This is a genomic window from Roseburia sp. CLA-AA-H209, from assembly GCF_020687575.1.
In the GTDB taxonomy this organism is placed as follows: Bacteria; Bacillota; Clostridia; order Lachnospirales; family Lachnospiraceae; genus Roseburia_C; species Roseburia_C amylophila.
In genome coordinates this window covers 52,704-70,721 of the sequence record NZ_JAJEQU010000006.1, presented here as the reverse complement: position 1 = coordinate 70,721, position 18,018 = coordinate 52,704, and the positions used below count along the sequence as shown (strand labels likewise).

General features: G+C 38.2%; 13 protein-coding genes and 3 pseudogenes. All 16 read left to right on the top strand.

Features of this window, described 5'->3' with window-relative positions; all coding sequences use genetic code 11:
* The 16 genes and pseudogenes from LKD41_RS07290 (at position 1) to LKD41_RS07215 (ending at position 18,016) form a co-directional block, all read left to right on the top strand.
* Positions 1 to 948 (top strand): 3'-5' exoribonuclease YhaM family protein, encoded by a 948-nt coding sequence (locus tag LKD41_RS07290; RefSeq protein WP_227700823.1) that lies wholly within the window; start codon positions 1 to 3, stop codon positions 946 to 948.
* A 5-nt stretch (positions 949 to 953) separates the two neighbouring features.
* Positions 954 to 2,384, top strand: coding sequence for a 23S rRNA (uracil(1939)-C(5))-methyltransferase RlmD (gene rlmD, locus LKD41_RS07285; protein ID WP_227700822.1), 1,431 nt, complete (start codon positions 954 to 956; stop codon positions 2,382 to 2,384).
* A gap of 96 nt (positions 2,385 to 2,480) precedes the next feature.
* Entirely contained in the window at positions 2,481 to 3,371 is an 891-nt protein-coding gene (locus tag LKD41_RS07280) for a LysR family transcriptional regulator (RefSeq protein WP_227700821.1), read from the top strand.
* Between the two features lie 114 nt (positions 3,372 to 3,485).
* The gene (locus LKD41_RS07275; protein WP_227700820.1) at positions 3,486 to 4,544 is read left to right on the top strand and encodes an alpha/beta hydrolase; all 1,059 of its coding nucleotides are present in this window, start codon (positions 3,486 to 3,488) and stop codon (positions 4,542 to 4,544) included.
* 3 nt (positions 4,545 to 4,547) lie between these two features.
* Positions 4,548 to 5,240 (top strand): DUF4405 domain-containing protein, encoded by a 693-nt coding sequence (locus tag LKD41_RS07270; RefSeq protein WP_227700819.1) that lies wholly within the window; start codon positions 4,548 to 4,550, stop codon positions 5,238 to 5,240.
* A 17-nt stretch (positions 5,241 to 5,257) separates the two neighbouring features.
* Complete coding sequence (locus LKD41_RS07265; RefSeq protein ID WP_227700818.1) at positions 5,258 to 5,764, top strand: hypothetical protein; 507 nt, start codon at positions 5,258 to 5,260, stop codon at positions 5,762 to 5,764.
* Between the two features lie 117 nt (positions 5,765 to 5,881).
* A complete protein-coding gene (locus LKD41_RS07260; protein ID WP_173851728.1) occupies positions 5,882 to 6,769 on the top strand; it encodes an aldo/keto reductase in 888 nt (295 codons plus the stop codon).
* Between the two features lie 18 nt (positions 6,770 to 6,787).
* Positions 6,788 to 7,420, top strand: coding sequence for a flavodoxin family protein (locus tag LKD41_RS07255; RefSeq protein WP_006427000.1), 633 nt, complete (start codon positions 6,788 to 6,790; stop codon positions 7,418 to 7,420).
* Between the two features lie 45 nt (positions 7,421 to 7,465).
* Positions 7,466 to 8,152 (top strand): annotated as a pseudogene (locus LKD41_RS07250) (flavodoxin).
* 108 nt (positions 8,153 to 8,260) lie between these two features.
* Positions 8,261 to 9,262, top strand: a complete 1,002-nt coding sequence (locus tag LKD41_RS07245; RefSeq protein ID WP_227700817.1) for an aldo/keto reductase — start codon at positions 8,261 to 8,263, stop codon at positions 9,260 to 9,262.
* A gap of 128 nt (positions 9,263 to 9,390) precedes the next feature.
* Positions 9,391 to 9,894: a flavodoxin gene (locus LKD41_RS07240; RefSeq protein ID WP_227700816.1), complete on the top strand. Its 504-nt coding sequence runs from the start codon at positions 9,391 to 9,393 to the stop codon at positions 9,892 to 9,894.
* A 20-nt stretch (positions 9,895 to 9,914) separates the two neighbouring features.
* Positions 9,915 to 10,469: a flavin reductase family protein gene (locus LKD41_RS07235; protein WP_227700815.1), complete on the top strand. Its 555-nt coding sequence runs from the start codon at positions 9,915 to 9,917 to the stop codon at positions 10,467 to 10,469.
* Between the two features lie 15 nt (positions 10,470 to 10,484).
* On the top strand, positions 10,485 to 11,252 hold the full coding sequence (locus LKD41_RS07230) for a carboxymuconolactone decarboxylase family protein (RefSeq protein ID WP_227700814.1): 768 nt from the start codon (positions 10,485 to 10,487) through the stop codon (positions 11,250 to 11,252).
* 179 nt (positions 11,253 to 11,431) lie between these two features.
* Positions 11,432 to 12,075: pseudogene (locus LKD41_RS07225) on the top strand (KilA-N domain-containing protein); the annotation flags it as partial.
* 1 nt (position 12,076) lies between these two features.
* Positions 12,077 to 13,748: pseudogene (locus LKD41_RS07220) on the top strand (recombinase family protein).
* A gap of 656 nt (positions 13,749 to 14,404) precedes the next feature.
* Complete coding sequence (locus LKD41_RS07215) at positions 14,405 to 18,016, top strand: hypothetical protein (protein WP_227700813.1); 3,612 nt, start codon at positions 14,405 to 14,407, stop codon at positions 18,014 to 18,016.
* Positions 18,017 to 18,018: the final 2 nt, after the last annotated feature.

Genomic DNA, 18,018 nt, shown 5'->3' with positions numbered 1-18,018 from the left:
ATGCATTATATTGAAACATTACGCGAAGGCGAAAGAGTAAATGAAATCTATCTTTGTAAAAATAAGCAGTCAGCGCTGACGAAGGCAGGTAAGCCTTATGAAGCATTGATTTTACAGGATAAAACAGGCACACTGGATGCAAAAATCTGGGAGCCTGGCTCTGTGGGAATTGATGATTTTGACCGATTTGATTACATCAATGTAGTGGGAGATATCACAAGTTTTCAGGGCGCATTACAGTTAAATGTAAAGAGGGTCCGGAAAGCAACCGAGGGAGAGTATGAACCAAAGGAATATCTTCCGGTCAGCGAATATAATGTAGATGAAATGTATGAGCAGTTACTTGGATATATTAAGCAGATGGAGAATCCATATCTTAAGAAACTGGCAGGCAGTTTCTTTATCGAGGATGCAGATTTTGCAAAACGTTTTAAATTCCATTCTGCAGCAAAAAGCGTACATCACGGTTTTGTGGGCGGACTTTTAGAGCATACTTTAAGCGTAACGAAGCTTTCTGCTTATTTTGCTGACAACTATAAGATTCTCAATAAAGATTTACTGGTTTGTGCCGCCATGTTTCACGATATCGGAAAGTTAGAAGAGCTTTCTACTTTCCCGGAAAATGATTACACCGACGAGGGACAGCTTTTAGGACATATCATGATTGGAGCCATGGAAATTGCAGAGCGCATCAAGACCATCGATGGTTTCCCGGAGAAACTGGCACATGAGATGGAACACTGTATTCTGGCACATCATGGAGAGTTAGAGTATGGTTCTCCGAAGAAACCGGCATTACCGGAAGCTGTAGCATTAAGCTATGCAGATAATATTGATGCAAAGATGGAGACCATGCGTGAGCTTTTGGCAAACGTACCGGAAGGAGATACTCAGTGGCAGGGATTCAACCGTCTGTTTGAATCGAACATCCGCAGATCGAGTATATAAAAAATATGAAAAAAGATGACATTGTTACACTGACCATTGACGATATCGGAACTAACGGCGAAGGTATCGGAAGAACGGAAGGCATCACACTTTTTATCAAGGATGCTCTGCCGGGAGACATGGTTCGTGCCAAAATCATGAAGATGAAAAAAACTTATGGCTATGCCCGCCTGATGGAAATTCTTAAGGAATCCACCATGCGGACAACCCCGCCATGCCCGGAGCATAAGCGGTGTGGTGGCTGCCAGATCCAGGCACTTTCTTATGGGAGCCAGCTTAAGTTTAAGGAAAATAAAGTACGTAACAACTTAAAACATATCGGCGGATTTGAAAATCCAAAGGTCTTACCAACACTTGGCATGCAGGAGCCTTACCGCTACCGGAACAAAGCACAGTTTCCGGTGGGTTATGATAAAGAAGGCAACCTGGTGGCAGGCTTTTTTGCGTCCAGAACCCACAACATTATTCCGGTGCAGGACTGCCTTTTGGGAAAGGAAGGCAACGGAAGAATCCTGTCCCTTATTTTAGACACCATGAAATCCTATGGCGTCAGTGCCTATGATGAGAAAACCGGAAAAGGCTGCGTTCGCCACATCTTAATCCGTTACGGCGAGAAAACCGGAGAGTGGATGGTCTGCTTTATCATCAACGGAAAGAAGCTGCCGCATGCAGAAAGTTTTATTGAAGTATTAAAAGATTTGCCGGGAATGACAAGTATTACTGTAAATATCAATGAATCCCGGGGCAACGTGATTTTAGGAGAAGAAACTTATACCCTCTATGGAAAGGGTTACATTACAGATTATATCGGAACGATTTCTTTTCAGATTTCTCCACAGTCTTTCTATCAGGTAAATCCGGCGCAGACAGAGGTGCTTTATAACAAAGCTTTGGAATATGCCAATCTCACCGGCGAAGAGACGGTCTGGGATTTATATTGCGGTATCGGAACCATTTCCTTATTTCTGGCACAGAAAGCGAAGAAGGTTTACGGTGTGGAAATTGTACCGCAGGCAATCGCAGATGCCAAAGAGAATGCTCTTCGAAACCACATCTCCAATGCAGAATTTTTTGTTGGGAAAGCAGAGGAAGTCTATCCGGCATACTGTGCCGCCCATGGCGAAGAAGCCCGTGCAGAAGTTATCGTAGTGGACCCGCCACGCAAAGGCTGCGAGGAATCCCTCCTTGCCATGATGTGTGAGATGGCACCACAGCGTATCGTCTATGTAAGCTGTGATTCCGCAACCCTGGCCCGGGATTTGAAATATCTTTGCAGCCATGGATATGACCTCGTGGAGGTGCAGCCGGTAGACCAGTTCGGCCATACGGTACATGTGGAGACGGTTGTTCTTTTGTCCCAACAGAAGCCGGATGACACGATAGAGATCGACTTAGACCTGGACGAGCTGGATTTAACGGCGGCTGAGAGACGCTAAAGGTCCAGGGGACCTTTGCCCAGCGCGGACCGAAGCGGAGCGTAGACAGGCTACTTATGAGGAGATAAAGAAAAATCACAAAGAGGAGTGAATTACATGATGTATAATCCACAACTTGATACATTTATCTGCGTTGTAGAAGCTGGAAGTTTTAGTAAAGCGGCAGAAGAATTATATATAAGTGCACCTGCGGTTATTAAACAGATAAATTCTTTGGAAAACAGCTTAAATTTGCAACTATTTGAAAGAACACACAGAGGTCTTATTATTACGGAAGCTGGTAAATCGCTCTATCAGGATGCAAAATATCTGATTCAATATTCAAAAGAATCGTTGATACGGGCGCAGGAATCAATGAATCATAATGAAGAAATCATTCGTGTTGGAATATCTCCGATGACGCCACCGGAAGTTTTTGTGGAACTTTGGCCTAAGATACAGAAAATATATCCGGAGATGAAGTTTAAATTGATTACATTTGAAAATACACCAGAGAATGCAAGAGAGATACTGGCTAATATGGGAAAGAATATTGATGTGATAGCTGGAATCTTTGATGAAACAATGCTTGAACTCAGAGGTTGTGATGGTACTGAGATTTCAAGAGAACCATTTTGTGTGGCGGTATCAATTCATCACAGGCTGGCAAAAAAAGAAAAAATTACACTTGATGATCTGGCTGGAGAAAATCTTATGCTCATGAAAAGAGGATGGAGTTATTATGGCGATATGCTAAGGGATGATATGATGAAAAATCATCCTGAAATCAATATTGTAGACTTTAATCTGTACAATGTAGAAGCATTTAACCGATGCGAAAACAATAATGAGGTATTACTGGCATTCAAGAGCTGGGAAAGTGTTCATCCACTGATCAGAATCATTCCAGTAGAGTGGGATTATACTATGCCGTTTGGAATTCTTCATTCGAAAAAACCGTCCATTAAGGTTAAGCGGCTGATAAATGCTATTAACAAGGTAAAATAAAAATTGAATACATGCGAGTAGAAACCTAAAGGTTAATACTAAATAACAAAACGAGACTTCTAATGGAGTCTCGTTTTGTTATACTTTAGCTGAAGTGAAAATGGAGGATACTATATGCAGATAAAGAGGATAGCTCTTGGAGGAATCATCATGACTGTTATCATGTTCAGTGGGTGTAGCACAACAGTCCAGAACCTGGCAATCGGGGAAGAAAAAACGCTGGAAACAGGAAAAACAGAGCAAGAGAGCGTGACAGAGAAGGATATCAATATGAATGAAAAAGAAAGTTTTAATGCAGAGAGTAATATAAATGATGTTATCCATGATTCAGCTTTCGATAATTATGGCAGACTCATATTTCCGGTAGATATGGAAATAGAGGACAATCTGAAATTAAAAGACGTCAGCTCTATTTTGCCGTGGTATAGCGAAGTCAACACCGATAAAACAGTAGAGATCGTAAATTATATGAAAAATCAGGCAATGAATGGTGAGCAGATTTTTTATCCAATATACAGTGAAGAAGAAATGCAGGCAGATGCAGATAAAAAGGATACAGGTTTATTTTTCTTTCGGGGAAATGTAGGAGCAAAAACAACGATTATCAATGCAGGAGGAGGCTTTGTATATGTAGCCGGAATACATGATAGCTTTCCTCATGCCTTAGAATTGTCTAATAAAGGCTATAATGCATTTGCTCTTATTTATCGTCCGGGAGCACAGACTGCCTGTGAGGATCTTGCCAGAGCAATTGCGTTTTTACATGAAAATGCAGAGAAACTACAGATTGATATGACGGATTATTCTCTCTGGGGTGGCTCAGCAGGAGCAAGGATGGCGGTCTGGCTTGGTTCTTATGGAACGGCTTACTTTGGAGAAAAAGAATATCCTGCACCGGCTGCGGTGATTATGCAGTATACAGGACTTTCACAGGTGACAGGAATGGAGCCGCTAACCTATGCCTGTGTCGGAACAAATGACGGAATTGCATCATACAGAAGTATGGAAAATTATATTTCCCAGATACAACAAAATGGCTCAAATACAAAAATAGAAGTATTTAAAGGCCTTTCTCATGGATTTGGATTGGGAGAGGGGACTGTAGCAGAAGGATGGATTGATCGTGCAATATCTTTCTGGGAAGACAATATGAATGCTTTAGATAAGAGGTAGGATATGAAAAATAAACGATTTACAGCAAAAATATTGATAGATATAGGAATGACGATATGTTTGCTTCTTCTTATGCCATATAGTCTGCTCAGCGAGACTGCACATGAGTGGATTGGTATAGCGATGCTTGTGCTTTTTATTTCACATCACATACTGAATCATAAATGGGTGACCTCTGTAAGGAAAGGAAAATATAATGTGTTCAGAGTGATACAGACAGTACTGGTTATCATCATGCTTATTCTTATAATGGGTTCCATGATAAGTGGAATATTATTGTCAAATCACATATTTAAATGGATAAAGATTTCCGGAACATATATGACAGCCAGACAGATACATATGTTTTGCGCATACTGGGGACTGGTGGTGATGTCATTACATCTCGGATTTCATTGGAATATAGCGGTAGCAATGGCAGGACGATTATGGGAACATCCATCCGTCATCAGAACATGGGCAGCAAGATCTGTCGCAACCACAATTGCAGGTTATGGTTTATATGCATTTTACAGGAGACAGATAGGAGATTATCTGATTATGAGGATGCATTTTGTATTTTATGATTATGAAAAGGGGATCTTTCCTTTTCTGCTGGATTATCTGGCAGTAATGATATTGATAGCATTTATTGGATATTATAGTGGAGTGTTTCTAAAGAAAACAGGTAAGAGAAAACGAAAAGGTTCATACTGAAAGAAGGTGGTGTATTTATGGAAAAGCGGAAATTAGTACTTACAATTATTGGAGTTGTTATTTTAGCAATGGTAATCATGGTATATATCTACTTTTCAAAACCTGGCAGGGATGAAAAGAAGAATCAACAAACAATAAACCAGGTACAGACCGTACAGCAGAAGATAGATGAGAAAAAAGAAAATACAGAAAAAAATACATCCGGAGATGAATTGGAAAATGTTACACCGGGAAGCGAAGAATACCGGGGCTTCCTCCTGGATAATGTTCTTCATTCTCCAAATGAAGGGGACATTCATTACAATGTATATATTCCGGATGCATATGACGGGACAAAGGAATATGCACTATATGTAACATTACCTGGATATCAGGGATTATCGGAATCAGAGATTGATAAACTGGTGGTACTGGATGTAAAAGATAAAGATTACTTTGAAGGAACACCGGTCACTTATCAGCATGGCGGTGGCTATCTGTTTTGTCGTGACAAAGAAATTATGGGATGGTTGTTCAATCAGTAAGAACCAGAATAAACCGAAAGGTTAAGACTGAAAAACTTATCGAAACTTCTCAAAGGAATCTATCAGTATTATAGTATGAATATAAGATGAATGAAAGAAAACAAGGAGGATACGACAATGGAATATATTTCATTAAATAATGGTGTAAAAATGCCAATACTGGGATATGGCGTATATCAGGTAACAAAAGAGGAATGTGAAAGATGTGTGCTTGATGCTTTAAAAGTTGGATACCGGGCGATTGATACAGCACAGAGTTATTTTAATGAGGAAGAGGTTGGGAATGCAATCCAAAAGTCAGGCATTCCAAGAGAAGAAATCTTCCTTACAACAAAGGTATGGGTTGAACATTATGGATATGAAGAAGCAAAGAAATCAGTTCTTGAATCCATGAAAAAGTTAAAGACAGATTATCTGGATCTGGTATTGCTTCACCAGCCATTTTCAGATGCTTACGGTGCTTACCGTGCATTGGAAGATCTGTACGATGAGGGAAAAATCAGAGCAATCGGAATTTCCAACTTTTATGTAGACAGAATGGTTGATTTTGCATCCTTCAACCGCATTAAACCTATGGTAAATCAGGTGGAAACCCACATCTTCAATCAGCAGAAAGAGATGAAGGAATGGGCAGACAAATATGATATCCGGCTAGAAGCATGGGCACCATTCGGTGAGGGCAGAGGAGGCACATTTGAGAATCCTGTCATCGCAGAGATTGCAGAAAAATATCAGAAGACTCCGGCACAGGTTATGCTTCGCTGGCATATTCAGAGAGGGGTAGTGGTTATTCCGAAATCAACACACATTGAGAGAATGGAAGAAAACTTTAATGTTTTTGACTTCACACTTTCTGATGAAGATATGAAGACTATTGCAGAACTGGACAAGAAGACAAGCTCCTTCTTCTCGCATCAGGATCCGAATATGGTGGAATGGTTCGTGAAGATGGTTGAGGAAAGAAAAAAGAATAATGACAGTTCAAAAGAAAAAAAGAACTGGTAAGCATAAGAGGAAAAATCAATGAAAGTATTACTTGTCAATGGCAGTCCACACAAAAATGGCTGTACTTATACAGCTCTTTGTGAAGTATCCAGTGCATTAAATGAAAATGGTATAAGTACAGATATTTTCTGGATTGGAAATAAGCCGATTTCAGGATGTATTGCCTGCAGAAAATGTCAGGAAAAAAATAAATGCATCCTGGATGATATCGTGAATGAATTTCTGGAAATAGCAGGGGATTATGACGGATTCGTATTTGGAACTCCGGTACACTGGGGTGGTGCAGGCGGTGCAATCACATCCTTTATGGACAGAGTCTTTTATGCCGATTTAAACGGTGGCGGCGACAGATTCCGCCTGAAACCTGCCGCTGTGGTAATTTCAGCAAGAAGGGCCGGAACAACGGCCACATGGGACCAGGTAAATAAATATTTTGGTCTGATGCAGATGCCGATCATTACATCGAGATATTGGAATATGGTACATGGGACGAATCCGGATGAAGTAAAACAGGATCTCGAAGGAATGCAGGTTATGCAGATCCTTGGAAACAATATGGCATATTTCATTAACTGTAAAAATGTTGCGACAAAAATGGGAATTGAAATGCCCAAGGCACCGGATTTTGTATTTACCAATTTCATCCGATAGAAATTAGCGTGACAAACATTTTATACGACAGGAGGTGATCTTAGAATGAAAACAAAGAAAATAGCAGCAGTACTCTTAACATGCATCGTGGCAATCGGTTTGATGGCAGGATGTGGAGCAAGCAATACAAACAAGTCTGCTTCTAATAATGACAGCCAGTCTACAAGTACAAACCAGTCTGAAAATGAAGAAGCGGATACAAATTCCGAAAACACTACAGATACAACAGAAAATACATCAACAGGAAATGGAAAAACATTGGTTGTATATTATTCAGCTTCAGGAAATACAAAAGATGTTGCTGAAAAGATAGCAAAAATTACAGAGGCAGATCTGTTTGAAATAGAGCCTGTGGAGCCATATACAGATGATGACCTTGACTGGACAGATGATGACAGCCGGGTGTCAAGAGAACATGATGATGAGAGCTTAAGAGATGTGGAACTGGTGTCTACAACAGTTGATAACTGGGAATCATATGATACGGTATACATTGGCTATCCTATCTGGTGGGGAATTGCAGCATGACCAGTAGATAACTTTGTAAAAGAGAATGACTTTACAGGAAAAACAGTCATCCCATTCTGTACAGCAGCGACCTCGGGAATCGGTGACAGCGGTAATCTTCTGGAAGAGATGACAGGAACAGGTGACTGGAAAGAAGGGGAACGATTCCATGGTGGAGCGTCTGAATCAGATATCAGTTCATGGATAGACAGTCTTGGATTATAAAAGAATATAAAAATATTTGGAGGAATCGTAACAAAGAGAGACTTCTGTCTGGGGTCTCTTTTTCTTATACTTACAGTAAAGTTTGAAATATAGAAAAGGAAGATAAAGATGGAGATAAGAATTTTAGGAAGAGACTTAGAAGTATCAGAAATCGGATTTGTATGTATGGGAATGAGTCATGCATATGGAACTGTTTCAACACAGAAAGAAGCAGAAGAATTGATTGAAAAAGCGATCAATGAAGGCTGCACATTTTTTGATACGGCAGAGATATACGGAACAACAGAAGACCCTCATCACAATGAAAAACTGCTTGGGAAAGTGTTAAGGCCATATAGAAACAAAATTGTCCTTGCATCAAAGTGTGGGATACGTTTTGATGAAACTGCAACAACTGTAAATAAACCTTTGATTCCTGATGGACGACCGGAGACGATTAAAGCATCGATTGAGGGATCTTTAATGAGACTTAACACAGACCATCTTGATTTATATTATATTCATCGTATTGACATGACTGTACCGATTGAAGAGACGGCAGGAGCTATGAAGGAGTTAATGGAGCAGGGAAAAATCACACACTGGGGGTTATCAGAAGCCAGTGAAGAGATTATTCGACGTGCACATAAAGTATGCCCGGTTACAGTGATTCAGAACAGATATTCCATGATGTACAGGGATTATGAAAAATTATTCCCGGTGCTTGAAGAATTGAAAATAGGATTTGTTGCATTTTCGCCGCTTGCAAATGGATTACTGACAGCAGCATATCATTCCCATGGGGAATTTGAAAAGCCGGGAGATTATCGAAGCGCAATGCCACAGTTTACAGAAGAAGGATTAAAGGAAAATAATGAATTTATGTCCTGGATAAAAGTGATTGCAGAAGAAAAAAATGCCACGCCTGCACAGATTTCTCTTGCCTGGATGCTTGCAAAGAAACCATATATCGTACCAATTCCGGGAACAAGAAAAGTAAATAGACTGGAAGAAAATATGGAATCAGCAGATATAAAGCTGACTCAGGATGAAGTAAAATCTATTGATGAGATGCTTGCCCATATGCCGATGTCGCAGGTGTTTGGAGGCTCAAAAATACAGAAGAAATAAAAGAGGTGAGTAATGAAAACAAGGAAAAAGATAACCATCGGGGGAATAGTGGCTTTCTTAGCGGTAGTCATGGTGGGTTATATCTATCTGTTTACAGGGGCTAAAATAAGTAAAGGAGAATAGAGATAATGAAGAAAATGTTAGTTGTATATTATTCCTGGTCAAATGGAAACACGAAAAGAATTGCAGAGCAGCTGACTAATGGGACAGGTGCAGATATTGCGAGAATCGAAACAACAGAGCCATACAGCGGCAGTCATGAAGATGTGGTTGAACAGGGAAAAAGAGAGGTAGAGGCAGGCTTTATGCCTCAGATCAATCCGATATCTGTAAATCTTGCTGATTATGATGTGATTGCTATCGGAACTCCAACGTGGTGGTATACGATGGCACCTGCAGTGCTTACATTTTTGACAACAAATGATTTTACAGGAAAGACAGTGATTCCATTTATGACAAATGGTGGATGGCCGGGGCATGTTATAAAAGATATGAAGGAAAATTGCAAAGGAGCTGCCTTTGCACATGAAATACAGATTCAGTTTGATTCCAAAGGAAAAGATCATCTGGAAACTTCAGAAGAGGTGATTACAGAATGGATTGGGCAGATAAATACTGATATAAACAAATAACCATAAGGAGAGATAAAACAATGAGAAAGAATTTTGGAGCAAAACCATTTTTTTATCCACAACCGGTTATGATTCTGGGAACCTATGATGAAAATGGAAAGGCAAATGCAATGAACGCCGCATGGGGCGGAATTGTAGGTGCAAATGAGATTATTGTAGACTTGTCTGCCCATAAGACAACCGATAATATTATAATAAATAAAGCCTTTACAGTAGGTGTGGCAGATCTTGAACATCTGGTTGCCTGCGATTATGTGGGAATTGTTTCTGCAAATAAAGAACCGAACAAAGTGAAAAAAGCAGGTTTTACAACAACAAAGAGTGAATTTGTAAATGCACCAATTATCAACGAACTTCCACTGACTCTTGAATGTGAGCTTGTAAAAGTCATTGATGGCAGTAAATATCTTGCAGAAATTAAAAATGTAAGTGCAGATGAGAAATATCTCGGTGATGACGGAGAAATTGATCTTAGTAAGTTTACACCGATTACATATGACCCGGTACATCACGGATATTATAGACTTGGAGAACGTGTGGGAAATGCTTTTAAGGATGGAGCAAAGTTAAAATAAGGACAGGTGATTAAAGTGAAAAAAATTGTACAGACAGCAGGAAGAAACGCACTGAATGAATTTGCACCACAGTTTGCACATTTTAATGATGATGTTTTGTTTGGAGAAAACTGGAATAATCAGGAAATTGATGTAAAGACAAGATGTATTATAACAGTCACAGCACTTATCGCTTCAGGAATGATTAATACATCTTTAGTACATCATTTTGAAAATGCAAAAGCTCATGGAGTGACTCAGAAAGAAATTGCAGCCGTGATTACCCATATAGCATTTTATGCAGGGTGGCCAAAAGGATGGGCGGCATTCAATCTTGCAAAAGATGTCTGGAGTATAGACGAAGGTGATCTTTCATATGAAGATGAAGCAATGAGAGCTCATGCTAAAAAGATGATATTCCCGATTGGAGAGCCAAATGATAAATTTGCACAATATTTTACAGGGAAAAGTTTTTTGGCTCCTGTGTCTACGTCACAGGTTGGAATTTTCAATGTGACTTTTGAACCTGGTTGCAGAAATAACTGGCATATTCATCATGCAAAAAGCGGAGGCGGACAGATTCTTATCTGCATTGCAGGACGTGGATACTATCAGGAAGAAGGAAAAGAAGCAGTAGAAATGAAACCCGGAGATTGTGTCAATATTCCGGCAGAAGTAAAACACTGGCATGGAGCAGCACCAGATGAATGGTTTTCACATCTGGCAATTGAAGTACCGGGAGAAGAAACATCATCAGAATGGTGTGAAACAGTAACTGATGAGATATATGAAAAACTGAAATAACTACTTAAGTCCAATGTGAAATTTACTTTTTTATTTAACGGAAGAATATAGATAAGAACTAAGACTTGATAAAATCAAACCAATACTCTATATTTAGCAGTGGAGATTCTATACCCAAAAACAGAAAACGTGAATGTGCAAATGAAGCTCAAATCCTTGTAGTTTGGGCTTTTTCTAATGTCATTCAGAACTGGATGCGAAATAGAAATACAGTTGAGTTTTTGGCTGTTTGGGAAGAACTTCATAATCCAGATTTTAACCGTGTGCAATTCGAGGCGGTTAGAAGTGAGGCAGGATTAAACAGGTTTGTTATGACGCCAACCAAATGGATTGAACAGACCAATGCTATTGGAATAGTGTCAAAAGCAGGCAGATATGGTGGAGGAACTTATGCACATAGCGATATTGCAATGGCATTTGCTACATGGATTTCTCCGGAATTTCAACTGTATATTATGAAAGATTACCGCAGGTTAAAACAAGATGAAAATAGTCGATTTTCATTGGACTGGAACTTGAACAGGGCTTTATCAAAGGTGAACTGCCGTATTCACACGGATGCGGTGAAGGAAAATTTGATTCCACCAGAGCTAACACCAGAACAGATTGCTTATACATATGCCAGTGAAGCAGATATTTTAAATGTTGCTTTATTTGGTCAGACTGCAAAGCAATGGAAAGTTATAATGCTATTTTAATTGAGCCGGGGAAATCTCAATCAGAAAGACTTATATTGCTTAGAAATTTGGCAATCAGGCAGATGGATACATTAGTCAGTATCAATCTGTCGGCAGTTTCGGTACTTCCTAGAGGTGATATGTAAATTGAAGAAAGAGAAAATCAAAGTATATTTATACACCCGTGTCTCGACAACCATACAGATAGATGGCTATTCTCTGGATGCACAGAAAACAAAAATGAAAGCGTTCTGCAACTATAATGAATATGAAATTGCCGGTGAGTATGAGGATGCAGGAAAATCCGGCAAATCAATAGAGGGAAGAGTTTCATTTAATCAGATGGTGGAGGATATTAAGTCAGGAAAAGATGGAGTATCTTATGATATCTGTTCTGTCAGCAGTGGCAGAGATTGAACGTGAGAACATTCGTGTTCAGACAATGGAAGGAAGGATGCAGAAAGCCAGGGAAGGTAAATGGAATGGTGGTTTTGCACCATATGGATATTCTCTCATTGATGGAAAATTGGAAGTAAATGAAGAAGAGGCAGTGGCTATCAGAATGATATTTGACCAATATGTAAATACTGATTTGGGTGCAAATGGAATTGCAAAGTATCTTGAAAATCATGGAATCCATAAGATAGCCAGACAGAATGGTAAAAATCCGTTATTTGATGCGGCTCTTATCAGAAGGATTATACAGAATCCAGTTTATAGTGGCAAAATTTCTTATGGCAGGAGACGGACAGAAAAGGTTCGTGGTACAAGAAATGAGTATAGGCAGGTTAAGAAAGACGATTATCTGTTAGTAGATGGTCTGCACGAAGCTCTTGTATCAGAAGAAGTTTGGGAGCTGGCGCAGGTCAAGGTGGCGGCACAGGCTAAAAAGTATGAAAAGGTCAATCGTGACAAGAGAGAAAAGATTCATCTATTATCAGGAATTTTGAAATGTCCTGTCTGCGGTGCAGGAATGTATGGCAACAAGTCTATTAAGAAACGCAAGGATGGAAGTAACTATAAGGATTTTTATTATTATGGCTGCAAACACAGAAATATGACCAGAGGTCATAAGTGTGATTACAAAAAACAGGTGCATGAAGAAATGTTGGATGCTTCTGTTGCAGAGGTGATTAGTAAACTGGTTAGTAATCCTAAATTTTCGGATTTAATCCGCAACAAAATAAATATGGAAGTAGATACTAGTGCATTAAATCAGGAAATAGAAAATTATAAAATACAATTAAGAAAGCTATATCATAATAAAGATACCATTTTATCAGATATGGATTCTCTTGATTATGAGGATAAGCATTATCAGCGAAGAAAAACAGATTTAGAGAACCATTTGTACAAGACTTATGATAAAATAGATGATGCAGAGGAACTGCTGGTATCTGCAAAGGCTAAGAAACGTTCTCTGCTGGCAGATAAGATTACAGGGGATAACATTTACAAGGCACTCGTGTTCTTTGATAAATTGTATGCTCAAATGAACGAAGCAGAGAAACGGGAGTTCCTGTCGCAGTTAGTGGATAATGTGCAGATTTACGAAGAACGCAAAGAGAATGGTCAGTGGCTGAAATCTATAGAATTTAAGTTGCCGATTATAGAAAAAGAGTTTACACTAAGTTTGGACAATGATACACAAAATGAAACGGTTGTCTTACTTTCCAAGGGCGCTAAAGGTCCGGTGGATCTTTGCTCAGCACGAACCGAAGTGGAACGGAGAATGGTCGACAGCAGAAAAGTGAAGGTGGACTTCTCTCTGGAGGATATGGATTTATCTGAATTCAAAGGAAAAGCGACATATGAGTAGATAAAGGCATATGTACTTGAACAGACAGGACTTAAGGTTTCATCACTGTATATCGCACAGATTAAGAAGAAGTGTGGATTAGATGTCGGTGAGAACTTCAATCCGGCTAAATCAGAGAATGCGAGACAGCCACAGTGTACACCAGAGAAGGAAGATGCAATTATGCAGGCGTTTAGACATTTTGGAATCATATAGATTGTGGATAAACTGCATCATGTGTTAAAAATATAGTGAAGTATGGGAAAAAGGACATTCCAGAACTGTAGATTTTACAGGTCAGGGGATGTCCTTTTTGCAGATATGGAAGTGTTCAAGGGACAAGGTAATGATACTGAAGTATTAAGACTGATATGAATGATATCTATCTTATCTGATCTGCGGATGAATGTCGATGATTTCAATATAGTAATAGTCAAACAATGATTTAAGTGTTAGAATTTAATTATATATGTGTGGCATAATTTCAGATTATAGTAAGGAATTTTGAGATAGATAAAAATGATATCGGATAATTAGAAAAACTTGGAACATGAAGATGAAGCAATGAGTGAGTTCGGATTATAGGACACCTAATACGCGATAATTGTAAATATGATGGACTATAAATAATGGTAGTTGCTGGATGAAAATTATTGTTAATAGTGGTGGAGGACTATATGTTATTGAATTTTACAAGTGATGAGTCGTTGAAAAATATGGATACAGCTGTTAAAGAAAATATGAAAGATCTAAAGTTTTGGGGAGATTTGAATCTATCAAGGGTTTCTTTGGATATATTAAAGAATAGAATAATTATACTGTTGGAAAGAGGTATGGTATTTAAAAGTCTTTTTGAACAATATCCATATGCGATGGTTTCGTATGTAGTGTTTTTGACAAGGTATAAGTATAAGGGCGATTTTTGGGGGATGATTAGCGAGGAAATAGGAATTGATAAACCCAATGCACCAGATCAGACTCAGATTGGCAAGATGATATTGAAAATATTTGATTTATGCGAATTAGATTATAGTGTTACGAAAGAGTCTAACAGGAAATATGTTGATTCTATTTTATACGAAGTGGGAATTCCGCCTGAGAGTAATTTTGGTGATTTATTCTATATCTTTAAATATGGATTAATGAGTAATGTTGATCCGCAGTTCCTTATAGATGAAATTACATCTAAAGAGTATGGTGTACATAAGCCGTTATTACATTTTTTTGCTGATGCACCTGAAGAACGTGCCATTAATTTTGTGTTAGATGTTCAGGATACATATTTAGCAGCTACTCAAACGGGGGATTTTTCAAGTAAGTATTCAGAAACCCTTTCAGAGTGGTTAGAACAGGATAAGGTTAAATCTGCTTATCATGGAAAATCTGCTGAAGAACATGTAGAAGTAAAACCATATTTTTTCTTTGAAAATGGAAAAAGGGGGTTATGCATTGTTTTGCCACGCCAAAATATGACAGAGGAATGGGTGGACAGTGGAAAATGGACGATCGCTGGAGATAATGGATTCCGCATTGAAAAAGAATGTTGTGTTCAGGGAGTGGAAGGAAAACGTTTCATAGATCAGATGGTGATTTCAGTTAGACCATGCAAATCATATATTCTCAACTTTGAATATAATGATGGGTTTGAGAATCATTTGACACAATATGAGATAAAAGGAATAGAAATGGATGGTTGTTTCTATTTTGATTCAAATGGCAGAAGGATCAACCAAAGGTATTTACGGTCACCATATGGAATTGTTATATATTCCACGATTGATAACATTACATGTAATGGTATTGAGCGAGATGTTCAAGCATATCCATTGTCTAGTGATGACTACTGTATAGAACAAATAACTCCACTGACAACAGATGCTCAATTTATAATTTATACCAATAAAGAAGAGATAACCTTGCAAATGAAACCACAGATTATGACTTCTTTAAGTGGAAGAAAATTGTTTGATACAGAATTTGTTGATTCAGAAATACCACTTTTTCTTGAGATTCCGAGAGTGCATATAAATTTTGAAGGTTTTAATTCTGTGGAAGGTGTAGAACTAAGAGTAGGACGAACGTCAATCATAGCAAGTGATTTGGCTATGGATGAAGAAAATATCGTAGATATTAATGAGTGTTTTGATGAAAAATCATATGGTATTCATTCAGTTAGAATATATCAGTTTAACCGATTTATTAAGCAGGTGAGATTTTGCCTGTTACCGGAATTTAAATCGGATTACTTTGATAATTTGAAGTGGTTAGAAGATAAAGCTAATTTGAAGTCAGAATCAGCGAAGCTGACTGTCAGAAAAGTTGATGGTTGGCAGATAGACTTTGCAAATGCAAACGTTCAGGATTCACTAGAAAAATATGAAGTACGTGCTCCTTATCGAGAAGGCACATTAAATGGAACCATCATTTCACAACAGGATAATCTGCGTTTGGCTGTTGAATTTGAATTGCCAATTTGTGCCTATAGGTATGAGTTGATTTCAAATAATAAAATCAGCGAAAAATGTGACATGGCAGATTTTTTGCAAGGGAATCAGTGGCTTTCTGTATCTTTTTATGGTGATTACAAAAAGAATACCTATGTAGTTGAATTGGTTTCAGCAAATGGGATAGAGCAGAGGGAAGAAATAAAGTTAACCAGTAATGGATCTGCTAATTTCGATTTGAATGTTTTTAGAGACACTCTGCAGGCAGTTCCGCTTCCTGCAAAAATCCGAGTTGTAAATGTAGATAGAGAAGCATCTTTTGATGTAATTTTGATTGATGAGGTTATTAAGTTTAGATATAGACCGAAGTATGTTAGATGCAAAAAAGGCATTGCTGTGAAGGATGAAGATATAAACAAAAATGCTACATTAGAGAAGTATGGCGATAATTTTAAGCTACCCTTGATTTATGGAGAATCACAAGTAAATGATAAAGGAGCTAGAATATTTTCAATACCAGAGAATGTCACACTTACTTCAGGATATTATCGAATCATACGAGAAAATAATGTGGATGAGTTATTTTCGGTTGATGATGATTTTGAAGTTACATTGCAGTCAGATCAATTCTTTGTGACATTGCGTAATCCCAAAGATCCCATCAATTCATTTGGTGAGTGGTTGGAGCAGTTCTTATACGATCTGATTAGATTCAGGGGGATAAAGAAGATTGATGAATTGCGGATGTCAGAAAGCTATAGGTGCAGGAATAGCATGGGGCAGTTTGCAAAATTTGGGCTATCTGATAATGATATAATAAATCTTGTTTTACTTGGCAATATTCTCGAGTGCAAAATTACAAAAGCACATAAGACCATTGTTACAGAAACTATGGCGATGGTATCTGAATTAATTCTTACGAATGAAGATAGGTTTAGAATTATTGAAAGATTGGTGGAAATGAAGGCTAGTGATATAGTATTTAATTTGTGCAAAGAAAATTACTGTCTGGTGCTTTTAGAAATTCCGGATACTGTAACGGGTAGTTATATAAAAGAATTAGCATCTGCATTAAAGCAAGTTTCAGTAATACTTGCATTGCAGGTACTGTTAAAGGGTAATGTTCCCATTAGAGAAACATTTGGCATTGCAGCATACAGGGATGTAATAGGTCAGGATGCTATTATAGAAATGATGACTACAAATGAGAGAGAGGGAAAAAAGACAGAAGATAGAAAACATTTTCTTTTGGAAGACGGTGTGAGTTGTGTTCATATAGCTCTAAATAGTAATATTTCCGGAATCAATAATTTTTTTGAGATGGCAGATGAGAAGAAACTCCGAACAGGAAGAGTATATCTGGATAAAAATAAGATTCCAGAAATCGGTACATACTTTGCAGGAACAAGATACATCGATTTATTTGTTAACTGGTACATTAGAAATCACATGGGGGATACAAATAATGATTCAGATTTGAGAAAGAGAATGCAACTACAGTTTGAATCATTTGAAAGTAAGGTGTGGAATAAAATTTCATCAGTTAGAAATAGCAAAGCAGACAGTTTTTTTAAAGAGTTTAATAGTGTTCTTATGGAACGTGTTGCGAATAAAAGTGATATATCAAATATGACGTCAGTACATTTTACATTCCCTGCTTATTTCTATTTCGAAGGGATAGCTGCACTTATTGCACAATTAGATGAATTTAATGAATTCCCAGAGATGAAAAAGGAGGCTGTTAAGTTTATGGTAGGATCTTTTCAAGTGGCACCTTTTATGTCAGAACGCGATGTATTGATGGCTATGTCCTATATATACTTGAGAAGGAAGGAGAGACGATAATT